Origin of the sequence: Hymenobacter busanensis (assembly GCF_008727865.1) — a bacterium.
Classification (GTDB): domain Bacteria; phylum Bacteroidota; class Bacteroidia; order Cytophagales; family Hymenobacteraceae; genus Solirubrum; species Solirubrum busanense.
Map to the genome: position 1 here is coordinate 18,757 of NZ_VTWU01000011.1, position 13,947 is coordinate 32,703.

Genomic DNA, 13,947 nt, shown 5'->3' on the forward strand with positions numbered 1-13,947 from the left:
TACGGCATCAGCCGGATAACAAAGTTCTAGAGCGGGCTTTTCTTGATGATGGTCACCAACTGTCCGTAGGTGTAGAGGTACTCGTCTTCGTGCCCGGCGCGCTCGGCGCGGTAAGCCCCTGGAGTGGTAGGGCTGAAGCTGAAAAAGTTGCCGAAATACTCCGCGTAGGCCCGGCTGCGGCGGCCCGGCTCGCCGAAGAACTGGTCGGGGACCGTGTAAGTAATTGGCTGCGCTTTGGTGCCTCGCAGCACCCGCTGGTGTTGGCGCCGGGCCAGGCGCACTGGGAAGGGCAGGTACAGTGGCACACCCCACAGTACATCACGCGGCTGGAAGATTTATTGCTGGTAGGATAAGTGTGTATCTTCTTGGCTAGGCTATGGTGTTTGTATTGTTACTCAGCTTAATCTTAGGAGGTATCCCACCTACCAAGCCAGTTTACATGTGTCAGGGCTCTGCTTCCTGTGCGTATCACGTGACCCCGAAGTGCGAGGGCCTAGCCTGGTGCACCAAATCAGTAAGACCTGTTACGAAAGCAACAGCTGAGCAACTTAACCGCCGGCCGTGTGGCCGCTGTTATCGACGGTAAAGAGTAAAGCCTTCCAAAACTGACATGATAGTAGGTATCGATGAAACCGGTGATTTCGCTCCCGGCAGCGCATTGCTAAGCTTTTTTGTTGCGGTGAAGCTGACGCAACACCAAGATGGGTTGAGAACTAAAGAAAAGCAGTTCAGAGAGTGGCTGGCAGGTATACCCCGCCACAAGCTTACCCCAAACGGAGAAGTAAAGGGCAGTGACTTAACAGATGATGAATTGGTTGCTTTCGCCCAGTCGGTCATATGTGCAGAGCCTGCTGTCCGGATTTCCTATGTACAGTTCCGGCCGTCGGAAAACCCGGAGGAACTCATGAAAGATTTTAAAGCGCAGGAGGTTGCTGCGTTGGAACACGCTTCGGAGCAGGCAAGGCAGGATGGCAAAACCAAAATGGCTGAGCAGTATGCCAACATGGCCATTTGGCACAAGAACGCCAAGAAGATGCATTACCAGCATTTTATAAAGCTGATAATGCTGCGTAATCTCATTACTCTCTGCTTTCGTCAAGTTGTTGGTGTGTCCATTCTGTTGGAACGATTGGGAGAGGATACCGCCCATGCCAACCTGCTCAACATTGAGTTCAAGATTGACAGGGACTTTGTCCGCGGCCGCGAGCCGGAGCTATATTGGAAAGAATTGCTGCGGACGGCTTTTATTAACAGTTCCGATGGGGTTCCACTCTTGGATGAATGGGAGCAAACTGGCCACCCTTTCTTGACCAAATACCGGCAGGCAGAAGGTCCGGGGCTTGACTTTGCGGATGTTTTCAAAGACCACTGCTCCTTTTACGATTCGCACGATGCCTTTGAAGTGCAGATGGCAGACATCACAGCGATTATCATCAACCGGTTTCGCAACCGCGGAGCAGCAGAACGCCCCTACCGTGAGCTCTGGCGGGTGTATCCCAAATCGAATAAACCCATTCAACTAATGCTCAACCCGGCTGCTCGTCAGCTACCCTGAGCAATCTTATTTTGCTCCTCTCACGCGCTGCGGAATCTTCTACCTGGAGGGCCCTGCATTATCGGGTTATCTCCGGCGGCCGGTTCTGCAGGTCCATTTCCGCGCTCCGTGCTATTTCGTGGCGTTCCCCACGGTCACGACTATGCTCATGTAGTGCGCTGCCGGGCTGCTGCGCAATAGCATCGAGCGTATCACTGATGCGACTAAGCTCCGGCTGGTCGGTACGGTACGACACCTTCATTTCAGAGTGCCGGATGCCCTGCTCATCGGTAGTGCTTTGCACATCGCCTACTTTGGCCCCGCTGGCTACGACGGCAGCCTGCACGGCCTCGGCCTGGCCTCGCTCGCCCGTGGTCAGAGCCGGCTCGTCTACTAGGATAATTACCAGCTTCTCACTGCCCACGGGAGAGGCACTCCGCGTTTCCTGTACGGTGGTATCAGCTTCGGCGCCAGGCTTAGCGGCCACGTCCAGACTCCGGTCCCGGTTGTGGGGCTGAATGGCTGCGGCCTCGGCAGCTAGTTGACGGGCGGCGCGGTCCTCATCTCGCTCTGCCACACTTACTCCGGCGTACTGGGGGTTGCCTGCTGCGGCACGGGCATTCGTGTTGGTCACAATGGCGTGAATGATGGCAATGTCCGGCTGGTCATTGCGGTAGCTCATGTCGAACTCGGCCCGCCGGATACCCTGCTCATCGACCTTGCTACGGACCTCACTCGTTTGCATGGAGTAGCCGGAATTATCCAGCAGGGCTTTCCAGGACTCCGCCCGACCAGTCGTGTCGGGCTCCAGCTCATCAATCTTCCACGTTGCCATCTTTACTTCAGGGCCTGCAGCAACGGCTAAGCCGCCGGGGGCAGCCCTCTCGGCAAAGCGGGCCCGGTCGCGTAGCTCTTCCCGCTCGGCTTCATCCACCTTGCTCCCTGCGGGCGGGGGGTTGTCGTGAATGTATTCTTTTAGCAGCACCAAGCCGGCGTCTTTGGCGTGCACGAACTGCGCGGTGTGCTCGGCCGCTTCCTGCTCGCTACGGTAGGAGCGGGTTGGCCGCGGTTCCGCCTCAGCTACCGCTGCACTAAGCACGGCCTGGCTAATGCGCTTGTCGGCCTGTTCGCGCTCCTGCTGCGCTTTCGATGTGTTTTCCCGCTCGCGCTGGGCCTGGCGCTCCAGAGCCCGTTGTTCCCGTTCCTGGCGCTGCGCCTCGGCCAGGCGCTGCTGCCGCTCGGTTTCGCGCTGCTGCTCTTCGCGCTGGGCCGCGGCCCGGATTTGCTCAGCGCTCAGGCCCTGGTTGGTATACTCCAGCTCTTTGTTGAAGTCCTTGGCCAGCGGGTAGTCCACCCGCAGAAATCTTTCCTGCTGCCGCTCGGCCGCGGCGCGCAGCTGCTCCCGCTGCCGGTAAAGCTCCTGGGCCACGATTTCCAGCTGGGCCGTGTCGGCGCGGGCCACGGTCAGGCGCACGACGGTGGCCTGCTCGGTGCTGCGCTGTATTTCCACGGCGAGCGATGGACCGTCCTGCTGGGTCTGGTTGATGTGCTCCACCCGCTCGCGCAGCTGCTGCACCTGGGCCCCGCCCTGCTCGGCCGCCTCGTGGTGAAAGGTCACCTTCAGGCTGGTGTGGTACTTATCGCTGGTGGCGTGCCACTCAACGGGTCGGGAGGCCTCGCGGTAGGCTTCCTGCTCGGCGACAGGCACCATCGGCCTAGCCGGCTGCAGCTCGTTGAGGTAGTTGATGTTGAACTGCCGGCCGCCGGCGTCGCGGTCGTTGGCCAGCACCACTTCCCGGGGCTGCTGCTTGTCGATAACCCGCTGAATCAAGGCTACCTGCGCCTCGGTGGGCGTGCCGCTGGTAGCAATGTAGAGCGTGTTTTTAGGGTCCTGCCCGTGCTTGAGCTGGAAGTGAGACAACGAGTCGATGGCCGACTCGCTCACCACCACGCGCTCCACCGGGGTGTCCTTGCCCTCGGTGGGGTGGGATACCCAGATGCCGTTTTTGGGCAGCGGCAGCAGGCTTTTGTAGTGCTCGTTCTTCTGCTCGACGCTGGCCAGGCCGTGCTCGTTGTAGAGGGGGAAAGCCGTGTTTTTGTGCTCGTTCTGCTGCGCGGTGAAGATGCGGCCCTGAAACGCGGGGTTGTCCAGCGTTTCGTCCGTAATGCCGCGGCCGTGCAGGTAGCTGCGGTCGGTCAGCTCCTTCTTTACGCCCAGCACCTCGGAAATCAGCCGGGTGCGGCGCTCTTCCTCGGCTTGCCGGGCCTGTTCCGGGTCGTCCGCGGGCAGGCTGCTCAGGCGGGACGTGTCCGGCGGGGTGGCGTACTGAGTCGCATACTGGCGGGCCGGGGCGGGGGCGCCGTCGAGGTACTCGCGCAGCTGCTGGCGTACCTGGCCCAAGTTGAGGCCGTGGCCGTCGCCGCCGCGGGTTTTGGCAAAGTCGATGATGGAGCCCGCGTCGCGGTCGTCGCCGGTGTTCAGGTACACCTGATGGTCGCCCTTGCGGGTGACGATGACGTGCTCGTCGTCCTTGACCAGGTGGTGCCAGTCGCCGCGGCGGCTTTCCTTCTTGATGGTGTAGCCCTGGCGCTGGGCGTAGTCAACCAGGTCTATGTCGCGCTTGAAGCGGTCGAGCTCGGAGGGGTCGTTTTCCCGGGGTGCGTTCATGGGGTAGGGAGTGGAGCCGGACAGCGCCGGCTCCTCCCGCACCCGAACCGGGCGTGAGACGGAAAGCTATCCGGGGGTTAAGTGGTCGGCGGGGTGCCGCCGGCCCGCTGGGCGGCCGCGTCGAAGAAGGCCAGCTGCTCGCGGAATTGTACTAGAAGCTCCGCGCTGCCGAACACGTACTGGTTGGCGCCGCTGCCGATGTCGATGCGCACGATGTCGGTGGGCACGCCCAGGGCGCGCAGCACGCGCTGCACCAGGCGGGGCTCGTCGCGCTTGAGCTTGCCGTTTTTCAGATTCACGACGTTGGTATAGGTCAGGCCATGCTGGGCGCAAAAAGAGGTTAAATCGCCTTGGGCAAGGGCTTTGAGGCGAAACTGGACGTAGCGCAGGCACTCGCTGTAGGGCGCGGATAGGCTTAAATCAGGAAACCCCAAAGGGGCGGAAACGTGGTCGGAGGGTACCATGAGAAGGGGGCTCACTGCTGGGGGCAGTGGGGGTGAAGTATCGGAGAGATACCCCAAAGGACGCATATCGGGCTTAGAAGCCGCAACGCCTTCGTGGAAAAACTCAAATCTTCCACCCAATTGCCCGTCGGATAACCGCCCGGACTGGAACCCGCTTCGCCGGTAGCCGCATCATACGACTAAACAATTTTTAGGTTTTTACTAACTTTTTACTAACACAACAATGCGTCCTGCCGTAAGGGGGCGGTATGCGTTCGGGAATACTCTTACTGGTGGTTGTCTTGGCCTTGGCCGCGCTGGCGGCCCTGCTCTGGTGGCGGTTCAAGGGCGGCGGCATGCCGGCGGCTCCGGCCGCGACGGCCACCCGCAACCATCATTCCCTGCGCACCTTTCACTACCAGCCCGCCGGCGCTACTCCCCAAGCCGCTGTTTCCGCGGCCGCGGCTGACGCGGCCGCGGCGCTGGCCAGTCTGCTGCCCCCGGAAGACTTGGAAGTAGCAGAATCAGCGCAGCCGCCCGAAGCAGGTGTTGCGGCCGCCGGCCCAGCCGACGGAGCGGAATCTATCCCTGCCGAAGCCGCAGAAGCTACCGCTGAACCGACTACCGACGACGCACCGCGGCCGGCCTCCATTCGCCACGCGGCCGGAGCCGTTGCCGTACTGCTGGACGCGGTAGACGAAGCGCCTGCAGTGGCGCTACCGCCGGTGCCAGACCCGGATGAGGAGCCGGCCGAAGCCCTGTTTCACAACCCCATCACCGCGCCGGCGCCCACGGCCAACGACCAGGCCAACCGCGCGGCCGAAATCGCCCTGCGCCAGCAGCGGCGGGCCCGGATGAGCAAGGACGCAGCGGCCCAGCGGGCGGCCCTCACCGGGTTGTTTCCCGGCGCCGGCAGCCCCGTGCCCACCGCCAAACCCTCCTAACTGCCACACCTGCTTTTCGGGGAGATAAGCGCCCCGTTTTTACCCAACCTCCTTCCTATGCTAACCAACCTTCTTTCCCGGGCCCGTACCCACGCCTTAGCAGCCACTGAAACGATGCACACGCTGGCCGCGGCCGGCCAGACCTACCAGCCATCCAAAGCCGAGCAGCGCGTAGCGGCCCTGTTCACCACCCTGGCCCTGGCCACCAGCCCGGCCCGCGCCCAGCTGGGCGGCGGGGGTGCCGCGGCCGCCCTTGAAGGCGTGCAGGAAACGGTCGTGGGCATCGTACAGGTCATTTTCGCCATCGTGCTCATCGTGGGGCTGATTCGGGTGGTGATGAAGTTCGTGCAGGGGGCGCCGGATGCCCTGGGCTCCCTGGGCTGGCTCGTGGGCGGCGTGATTCTGTGGTTCGGCTTCCAGCTGTTCAAAGACGATTTGGTCAGCGCCGTGGGCGGTGGAGACGGGGGCGTCCGCTAACCGGCTATGCGCTCCTACAAATCAATCGAGCGGCCCGCGCAGGTGCTGGGCATGAACATTCAGGACCTGGGCATCATGGTCGGACTCTTCATCGGCTCGGTGCTGCTGCTGGGCTTTCTGGGCATGGCCGTCAAGATTCCGCGCCTGGTGTACCTGCTCGTCATCCTGGTGGAGCTGGGCCTGATTCTGGGCCTGCGCTACCTGAGCAAGCGGCAGGCGCCCGGCTTTCTGATGGGCTGGCTCTCCTTCACCTTCATCCAGCCCCGCCGCCTGGCGGTGGGGGCCTTACCCCTCCCTAACCATGACCAAAAAGCCCAAAACGGCCGCGTTTAACGCCGTGATGCCCGTGCACAGCTTCGAGGGCGACAAGGTGGTCTTCAAGGACGGCCGCGTGGCGGTGGGCTTCCGCGTGGAGCCCGCCGAGATGGAGAGCTGGACCGCGGACGACTACGAGGCCTTTCAGACGGCGCTGGTGGGCGTGCTGCGGCCCCTGCCGGTGGGCACTATTGTGCAGAAAACCGACATCTACTACGACCGGCCCTACCGCGAGGACAAAACGCAGCAGACCTACTTCGAGAACAAGATGAACAAGCACTTCTTCGAGCGGCTGGTGCTGTTCCAGAAGTCCTACCTGTTCCTCTCCTTCGCCCCGGTGGCCGTCAAGTCGCCCAAGACCAACGCGGTGAATGCCCTGGTGGCCCGCGCCGGCGAGGCCGTGCTCAAAAACCCGTTTGCCCAGCTTGTGCACACGCTCGAAGCGGCCGAAAGCGGCGCCGTGGAATTCATCCAGGGCCTCAAGAACCTGGGCGGCGTGTCCTTCGAGCGGCTGGCCAGCGCCGAGATGCACCAGCTCTACCTGCAGTACTTCAACCTCAACTTCGACGGGCAGCCCACCCGGCAGGAGCGCGAAATCGGCAACGACCTGGGCACCTTCAGCGTGGGCGAGCACAAGGTCAACGTGCTGAGCATGGTGGGCCAGGGCTCCGACGCCTACCCGGCCGTGCGCAACTCCTACGGGGTGACGGCGCCCATGCTCTACCCGCTCACCCACGTGCTGCAGTGCCCGCACGTGCTCACCCAGGCCCTGCTCATTCAGGATACCCGCGCCGAGCTCAGCTCGCTGGATACCGACCGCAAACTCAACGCCTCGCTCTCGTTTCTGGCCACCCAGGACAACCACCTGCGGGCTGCCGAAGTCGAGGAGTTCACGGCCGAAGTGCGGGCCGACAACAAGCAGATTGTGGGCCTGCACCTCTCGTGCATGCTCTGGGACACCAACGACACCAGCCGGCGCGAGAACGTAGAGCGGGCCACCGCGGCCTTTCGCTACATGTTCGGCACCGAGAGCGTGGTGGAAAGCTACCTGGCCCTGCCCGTGTTCTTCGGCCTGCTGCCCGGCAACGCCTGGCAGGTGCCGGACCGCTGGCTGACGAGCACCGCCGACCGCGGCGCCTGCTACACCCACTGGACGGCCACCTACAAAACCGACCCGGTGGGCGAGTACCTCACCGACCGGTTCCGCAACCTGGTGCAGGTAAACCTGTTCAACACGGCCCTGGACAACCAGAACGCCATTGTCATCGGCCCCTCGGGCTCGGGCAAGAGCTACACCTTCGGCAATTTGATTGTGCAGCGCTTCGAGAAGGGCGCCCGGCAGATTATCATGGACGTAGGCGGCACCTACCGCAACGTGCTGCAGTCGCTCAACGGCGAGGACTTCGACAACACCTACTTCGAGTACGACCCGCAGCGCCCCATCGAGTTCAACCCCTTCGTGGTGCCGCGCGACGCGGCGGGCAAGTGGCTCTACAACGACGAGAAAACCAACTTTCACCTGGCCCTGCTGGCCGCGCTCTGGAAGGGCGGCAAGGACACGGCGCTGGATAAGTCGGAGCGCACCATTCTCTCGCGCTTTCTGATTGAGTACTACGCCTGCCTCAACGAAAGCCCGCGCCTGAACCAGAAGGACGAGGAGTTTCCCGGCATGGAAAGCTTCTACCGCTTCGTGGAGCAGTACGACCAGGAAATGCAGAAGCCCGTGGCCCAACCCGGCGACGGGGTGGAGCCCGACCCGCTGGATGGCGCCCGCCGGCAGTACCAGAAGAACCTGAAGTACATCGACATGCACCAGTTTTTCCTGGTGCTGGGCCAGTACATCACCGGCGGCCGCTACGAGCGGGTGCTCAACGCCAAGCGCGACGTGGACCTGTCGGAGTACCGGCTTATCTGCTTTGACCTGGCCAAGGTGCAGGCCGACCCCGACCTCTACCCGGTGGTGGCCATGCTCATCACGGAGCTGAGCCTGGACCTGTTCCGCAAGTTTCCCGACGACATCAAGTACATCGCCCTCGACGAGGCCTGGACCATGCTCTCGGGCGTGCTCTCGGAGTTCATCGAGTCGATGTACCGCACCATCCGCAAAACCAACGGCTCGGTCACCATCATCACCCAGGGCATCACCGAGATTACCAGCAGTAAAATCGGGCCGGCCATCATCAACAACTCGGCCACCAAGATTATCCTGCGCCACGTCAACCCCGACTCCCTGGCCCAGTTGCAGGCTCCGCTGGGCCTCACCGGCCACGAGATGGACTTGATTCGCTCGGTGCGCTCCACCGAGGCCCTGCGGGAGTTTTTCATCAAGCAGGGTGCGAAGGGGAAAGTATTCGCGCTGGAGGCATCGCCGCAGCTCGACGCCATCCTGACGTCGAAGCCCGTGGAGCGCAACCACCTCAACAAGTTGGTCAAGTTCTACCAGCAGACCCAGCAGCGGCCCCGCACCGACAAAAACGGCCACGTGTTGCTCAACGACGAGGGCCAGATTGAGTACGAGCCGGTGCGCGTGCAGCGCCTGGACTACGCCGTCGACCAGTTCGTGGAAGATAAACAGGCCCGCAAAGGGGCCCTAGCCAAATGAGTATGCTCGCGATGGTAGCCTACGGCATCGACCCGGGCTTTCTGCGGGCCTGCGACCAGACCCTGCAGGTGGTGCTCACCGCCTGCCGCTTCATCACGCCCTCGCTGATGGGCATTGCCCTGCTCTACACCATCGGGCGCGGCTTTATCTCGGGTAGCGGCCTGGCCATGGACTGGGGGCCCATCATCAAGGCCACTTGGATATTCTTCCTGCTCTTCTTCTACCAGACGCTGGTGGACACGCTTGGCACGGGGCTGGCGGCGTTTACGGCCCTTTTCTCGACCGACAAGTCCGCGGCCGAAGCCATTCGGGACCTGACCACGCCGGCCTCGGTGGCCGCGGCGGCCCGCAACGACGCCATGGGCATTGGCGACATCGTGGCCGGCGCCAGCTCGCTGATGACCAGCATTTCCCAAACGCTGAGCTCGTTCACGCTCTCGGGCATCCTGACCCGGCTATTCACGGCCACGGCGGTGCTCATCATCCGCCACATCATGCAATTTATCCAGCAGTTCATCCTGGGCTTCCTGTACGTGTGCGGGCCGATTGCCATGACCCTGTCGGTGATTCCGGCCTTCGGGCAGCTGGCCCTAAAGTGGCTGCAGAACTTTCTGGCCGTGCAGCTCTGGGGGCTCACGTTCGTGCTGCTCGACACCATCTACGGCTTCTACGCCGAGACGGCGCAGGCCCCCAACGGCCTGTTCAGCGGCCTCACGGGCGGCCCGCAGCAGTCGGTCGATGACGAGAAGTTCATGGTCATGTCGGTGGCCTTCGTGCTACTCTACGTGATGGTGCCCTACCTCACGTCCATGTTCATCGGCTCCTCGGCCGTGCAGGGCTTCGTGGGCTCCATGGTCGGCTCGGCCGTGGGCGCCGCCACCGCCGTGGCCGGGGTGGCCTCGCCCGGGGGCGGCGGACTGTCGAGTGCCGTGGGCCGCGCCCTGGGCAACGGCGGCAGCCGCGGCGGGGGAGGAGGCCACAGCGCCGGCGGCGGAGGCAGTAGCAGCGGTGGCGGCAGCGAGGGAAACGAATCGGCTTCGTCCTCGGCTTCCTCCGGCCTGCCCACCATCACCATGTCGGAGGCCCTGAACCCGTCTTACCGCCAGCGGGCGTCGGGCATCTGGACCAAATAACCCATCCTCCTGACTTCCACTCCATGAAGAACCTTCCCCTATTCATCATTGTGGGCATTGCCCTGGGCGTAACGGCCAGCTGCCAATCAAATACTGCCCACGAAGGAGCTGCGGCAGAGGCGCCGGCCTCAACCCCGCCAGCAGCTGCCCCTCCGGCCCCGCTGTCCATCTCGGCCGTCGACCTCAAACCTGGCGTAGCCGAGCAAACTCCCCGCGAGGGCTATCTGCAGGTCGTTTCCGCCAAAGTCCTGAAAGCCGAACCGCTGCAGCTGCGGCTGCCAGCCATGTGGCAATCGGACCCGGACCGTGCCGATGGCGTGAAAGCGGCGCCGGGCTACCGCATTTCCTACGAAGCCGTGCTGCAGTGGATACCCCAGGGCTTCGGCCACCAAAAGGTGCCTGCCTCGCTGCCGCTGTACGCCCCCAACGGCCGGGATACCCTGGCGTCGTTCCGCGTGGGCGGCCTCAACCTGAACGTGCCCGGCCGCGAGCGGTACACCGTCACACCCATCGAGCCCCGCAAGCCGCTGACCGTGCACGGCACGCTCTACGCCTTCCTGGGCCAGAACGAACAGCAGCAGCCCGCTTTAGTGGTCTATCCGTACCGCGGCCGCGCCGGCGGCTTCGATGACTCCTTCAAAAAGGTGCTGCTGCCCATCCCCCGGTAAGGGCCACGGGGAAGCAATGCACCATTCACCTCAACCAGACTCTCAACCCCTCAATGGATTCCGCCAAAGACTTAAGTACCTCTTTCTCCACCATGCGCAACCTGGCGCTGGGCAGCGTGCTGGCCCTGCTGCTGGTGGCCCTGGCTTCGGGCTTTCTCGTGTACCGGGCCTACGAAAACAGCGGACGGCGCGTGTACGTCGTCTCGCAAACCGGCTCGGTTGCCGCCCTCTCGGCCGGCAATGACACGCACACGTCCTACGAGGCCCGCAACCTGGTGCGCCAGTTCATGCAAACCATGTTCGGCCACGACCAATACACCTACAAAACCAACCTGGACGCGGCCTTGCCCCTGATTGAGGGCCGGGGCGGCCGGCGCATCTACGAGGGCTTTACCCGCGGGCAGGTGCTTCAGAACTACGAGCGCTACGCCGCCCGCAACGTGGTGACCGTGGACAGCGTGCTGGTGGACATGAGCAAGCGCCCCTGGTCGGGCTCGGTCTACATCAAGCAGCGCATTTTCATCGGGGGCCAGCAGAAGGAGCCCCTGCCGCTGGCCGCCAAGTTCAACCTGGTGGAAACCAACCGCTCGGATGCCAACCCCTACGGGCTGCTCATCACCAACTTCGACTACATCCCCTACAACCCGCAGCTGACGCGGGAAGAGCAGGAGCTGCTGCAGGCCCAGGAAGCCGACCGCCAGCGCCGCCTGCAGGAAGCCGAGCGGGGCCTGGCCCCGGCCGGTGAACCGGCAGCGCCCGCTGCTCCTTCCCCCGCTACAACCCCAGGGCCCGCGGCCCCGGCTAACTAATCACCCATCCTTGTCTCCGATGCGACTCTACACCCTTCCGGCCCTACTGGGGCTGCTTTCCCTGCTCTTCGCCACGGCGCCCGCGGCCGCGCAAACCACTGCCGCCACCCCGGTTCCCGCCCTGGCCACCTCCGATAATTTGCTGGACGTGGCCGTGTCCGATTCCTCCACCACCTACCTGGTCTTTGGCGGGCCTGTGTCGCTGGTCGACGTGGGCATGGCCGGCAACTACCTGGTGAAGATTGAGGCCAACGCCGTGTTTGTGCGGGCCAAGCGCAAGCACGTGCCGCCCACGCCCATGCTCATTCGCTACGGCTCCAAGTACTGGATGGGCCGGCTCGTGTACACGGGCCGCCCGGTGCTGCAGCTCTACGACTTCCAGAAAGACGGCGCGCTGCGCATCAACGGCAAAAGTGTGTCGTCCACGGGGGCCGCGCCGGAAAACGAGCTGGCCCTGGACAAAGAGCGGGAAAAGAAAGCCGTCGTCGAGGGCAAGCTCAGCCAGCTGCGCAAAGCCCGGGAGGAGCACCAGGCCGTGGCCGTGGTCGATAATGATTTGGTGCTGTCGCTGGCTAACGTGCGCAACGACAAGGACTTTACCTACCTGCGCTTCAAGGTCATCAACAAGACCAACATCGACTACAACGTGGATTTCACCGACTTCCAGCTGGTGGAAAATGCCCAGAAGAAGTTTCTGGCCCGCAAAAAGAACGAAGCCCGGCGCCCGCTGGCGCCTTCGGGCGGCCGCCCGAACCAGGTCATCACCGGCCGCACCACGGGCTACCTGACCTACGCCATTCCCCTGTACGCGGCCACCGAGCGCGGCTATCTGGAAGTAACGCTGCGCGAGCTCAACGGCGCCCGGGTGCTGGTGCTGCCCGTTCCCTCCCGCGTGATTAACCGCGCCGCCACCATCTAACGCCGCCTGTACCTGCTATGGAACCCCTCACTCCCCCAACCGATAGCCGTTCTGCGGCTCAGCCAGCAACGGAACAGCCCGTACCGGCTGCTGCCCCTGCCAAGCGCACGCCCGCTGAAGTGCTGCGCGCCAACTGGATGGCCCTAGCCGGCCTGCTGCTCGTGCTCATCATCGGTGGCCTGCTGCTGTGGCTAAAGGCCGCGCAGCGGGCGGCCCAGCAGGAGCGCGAGCCGGTCGCGGCCGCCTCGGCCAACATCGAGCCCGAAATTCCTTCGGTGGAAGCGGCGCCCCCGGCTCCGGTCGCCTCGCCCTCAGCCCAAATCGAAGCCCAGCGCCGCGCCGAGCAGGATGCCCAAAGTGCCCCCGCCCGGGCTTCCGACCAAGACGTCGTGGACGTGTTTGCCGTCGATACCACCGGGCTGGCCCTGCGCAAGCGGCGCCGGGCGCAGGCCGCCCAAGCCGCGGCCCGTCGCGCGGAAGCCGCCCGGCTCGCCGCGGCCGATGTGGACACCATCGAAACCACCATTCAGGACCCGGCCACGGGCTCCTACCGCGCCCAAACCCTGGTGGTACCCCGCCGGCGCCTGACGGCCACCGGTAGCGCGGGCCGCCGCGCGGGCACCGGTTCCGGCCGGGCGGGCCGTGGCTTGGTACCGGCCCGCGACGTGGACGGCACCCCGTTTGAAACCGACCCGGACGTGCTGGCTATGCTGGGCTCCTCGCCGCCGGAAACCCGCGCGGCCTACGAGCGCATGACCGGCAAACGCTACCGCGACCCCAACCAGACCGCGCAGCTGCTGGCCACCCGCGGGAGCGCCCCCGGCCTGGATGGCTTCAACACCGTGAAAGTGGGCAATGCCAGCCGGGTGATGGCCCAGGGCGGCCAGCGCGAGCAGCAGCTGGTCCCGGACGTGTTTTTCAAGTGCGTCATCAACGGCGAGCAGAAGGTACGCACCGGCTCGGTGGTTATGCTGCGCCTGCTGGAGGACGCCGTGGTGTCCGGGGTGACCTTTCCCAAAAACATGGTCTTTGCCGGCGTGGCCACCGTGGGCACCAACAACGTGACGCTGGAAGTCAACCGCCTCGGCCCCACGCGGGTGCAGGCCGACATCTACGACTTCAACTACATGCCGGGCATCATGATTGACCCGGTGAAGCGCGTGGCCCGCGAAGCCGGCATGGCTGGCAACGAGCTGCAGCAGCAAACCACCCAGGAAATCAGCACGGCCATCGACCGCTCGGCCTCGGCCGCCAACTCCGTGGTGGGTGTGGGCGGCCGCGTGGCCGCCTCGGTGCTGTCGCGGCCCAAGACCCGCACCAAGCTGCGCGACGTGCTGCTGCCCGATGGCTACCCCATCCTGATTACCACCGCGGCGGCCGGCCAGCTCGGCCCGGAAGCGGCCGCGCGCTAATTCTTCCACCTAACCGATACGAC

At 64.0% G+C, this 13,947-nt stretch carries 13 protein-coding genes; 10 read left to right on the forward strand and 3 right to left on the reverse strand.

The features are described 5' to 3' along the window. Window positions 1–26: 26 nt before the first annotated feature. On the reverse strand, window positions 27–305 hold the full coding sequence (locus F0P96_RS20490; protein ID WP_151080872.1) for a hypothetical protein: 279 nt from the start codon (window positions 303–305) through the stop codon (window positions 27–29). A 305-nt stretch (window positions 306–610) separates the two neighbouring features. On the opposite strand from F0P96_RS20490, the gene F0P96_RS20495 reads away from it, so the two are divergent. After that, window positions 611–1,555, forward strand: a complete 945-nt coding sequence (locus F0P96_RS20495) for a hypothetical protein (protein ID WP_151080873.1) — start codon at window positions 611–613, stop codon at window positions 1,553–1,555. A gap of 58 nt (window positions 1,556–1,613) precedes the next feature. On the opposite strand, the gene F0P96_RS20500 is transcribed toward F0P96_RS20495, so the two are convergent. Continuing rightward, window positions 1,614–4,202 carry a toprim domain-containing protein gene (locus tag F0P96_RS20500; protein ID WP_151080874.1) on the reverse strand — a complete coding sequence of 863 codons (2,589 nt, stop codon included), beginning with the start codon at window positions 4,200–4,202 and terminating at the stop codon, window positions 1,614–1,616. 77 nt (window positions 4,203–4,279) lie between these two features. Beyond that, window positions 4,280–4,681, reverse strand: coding sequence for a hypothetical protein (locus tag F0P96_RS20505; RefSeq protein WP_151080875.1), 402 nt, complete (start codon window positions 4,679–4,681; stop codon window positions 4,280–4,282). Between the two features lie 233 nt (window positions 4,682–4,914). Between F0P96_RS20505 and F0P96_RS20510 the strand changes: the two genes are divergently transcribed. The 9 genes from F0P96_RS20510 to traM are packed head-to-tail and all read left to right on the forward strand — an operon-like array spanning window position 4,915 to window position 13,924. Then, window positions 4,915–5,589 (forward strand): hypothetical protein, encoded by a 675-nt coding sequence (locus F0P96_RS20510; RefSeq protein ID WP_151080876.1) that lies wholly within the window; start codon window positions 4,915–4,917, stop codon window positions 5,587–5,589. Window positions 5,590–5,646: 57 nt separating this feature from the next. Beyond that, window positions 5,647–6,066 carry a hypothetical protein gene (locus tag F0P96_RS20515; protein ID WP_151080877.1) on the forward strand — a complete coding sequence of 140 codons (420 nt, stop codon included), beginning with the start codon at window positions 5,647–5,649 and terminating at the stop codon, window positions 6,064–6,066. Window positions 6,067–6,072: 6 nt separating this feature from the next. Continuing rightward, window positions 6,073–6,399, forward strand: a complete 327-nt coding sequence (locus F0P96_RS20520; protein ID WP_126696235.1) for a hypothetical protein — start codon at window positions 6,073–6,075, stop codon at window positions 6,397–6,399. Further along, window positions 6,368–8,983, forward strand: coding sequence for a TraG/VirB4 family ATPase (locus tag F0P96_RS20525; protein ID WP_151080878.1), 2,616 nt, complete (start codon window positions 6,368–6,370; stop codon window positions 8,981–8,983). The genes F0P96_RS20520 and F0P96_RS20525 overlap by 32 nt, the downstream gene beginning before the upstream one ends. A 2-nt stretch (window positions 8,984–8,985) precedes the next feature. Then, window positions 8,986–10,116, forward strand: coding sequence for a conjugal transfer protein TraG N-terminal domain-containing protein (locus F0P96_RS20530; RefSeq protein ID WP_167291269.1), 1,131 nt, complete (start codon window positions 8,986–8,988; stop codon window positions 10,114–10,116). A gap of 23 nt (window positions 10,117–10,139) precedes the next feature. Beyond that, window positions 10,140–10,784: a hypothetical protein gene (locus F0P96_RS20535; protein ID WP_151080880.1), complete on the forward strand. Its 645-nt coding sequence runs from the start codon at window positions 10,140–10,142 to the stop codon at window positions 10,782–10,784. A gap of 53 nt (window positions 10,785–10,837) precedes the next feature. Continuing rightward, complete coding sequence (locus tag F0P96_RS20540; protein ID WP_151080881.1) at window positions 10,838–11,593, forward strand: conjugal transfer protein TraK; 756 nt, start codon at window positions 10,838–10,840, stop codon at window positions 11,591–11,593. 19 nt (window positions 11,594–11,612) lie between these two features. After that, window positions 11,613–12,512, forward strand: a complete 900-nt coding sequence (locus F0P96_RS20545; protein WP_151080882.1) for a DUF4138 domain-containing protein — start codon at window positions 11,613–11,615, stop codon at window positions 12,510–12,512. Window positions 12,513–12,529: 17 nt separating this feature from the next. After that, window positions 12,530–13,924 carry a conjugative transposon protein TraM gene (gene traM / locus F0P96_RS20550; protein WP_151080883.1) on the forward strand — a complete coding sequence of 465 codons (1,395 nt, stop codon included), beginning with the start codon at window positions 12,530–12,532 and terminating at the stop codon, window positions 13,922–13,924. The last annotated feature ends 23 nt before the right edge of the window (window positions 13,925–13,947 follow it).

Bases quoted from the DNA above. Each gene is read 5' to 3' on its own strand.
- F0P96_RS20495 (WP_151080873.1), top strand. From the start codon at position 611: ATGATAGTAGGTATCGATGAAACCGGTGATTTCGCTCCCGGCAGCGCA.
- F0P96_RS20500 (WP_151080874.1), bottom strand. From the start codon at position 4,202: ATGAACGCACCCCGGGAAAACGACCCCTCCGAGCTCGACCGCTTCAAG.
- F0P96_RS20510 (WP_151080876.1), top strand. From the start codon at position 4,915: ATGCGTTCGGGAATACTCTTACTGGTGGTTGTCTTGGCCTTGGCCGCG.
- F0P96_RS20515 (WP_151080877.1), top strand. From the start codon at position 5,647: ATGCTAACCAACCTTCTTTCCCGGGCCCGTACCCACGCCTTAGCAGCC.
- F0P96_RS20520 (WP_126696235.1), top strand. From the start codon at position 6,073: ATGCGCTCCTACAAATCAATCGAGCGGCCCGCGCAGGTGCTGGGCATG.
- F0P96_RS20525 (WP_151080878.1), top strand. From the start codon at position 6,368: ATGACCAAAAAGCCCAAAACGGCCGCGTTTAACGCCGTGATGCCCGTG.
- F0P96_RS20530 (WP_167291269.1), top strand. From the start codon at position 8,986: ATGCTCGCGATGGTAGCCTACGGCATCGACCCGGGCTTTCTGCGGGCC.
- F0P96_RS20535 (WP_151080880.1), top strand. From the start codon at position 10,140: ATGAAGAACCTTCCCCTATTCATCATTGTGGGCATTGCCCTGGGCGTA.
- F0P96_RS20540 (WP_151080881.1), top strand. From the start codon at position 10,838: ATGGATTCCGCCAAAGACTTAAGTACCTCTTTCTCCACCATGCGCAAC.
- F0P96_RS20545 (WP_151080882.1), top strand. From the start codon at position 11,613: ATGCGACTCTACACCCTTCCGGCCCTACTGGGGCTGCTTTCCCTGCTC.
- traM (WP_151080883.1), top strand. From the start codon at position 12,530: ATGGAACCCCTCACTCCCCCAACCGATAGCCGTTCTGCGGCTCAGCCA.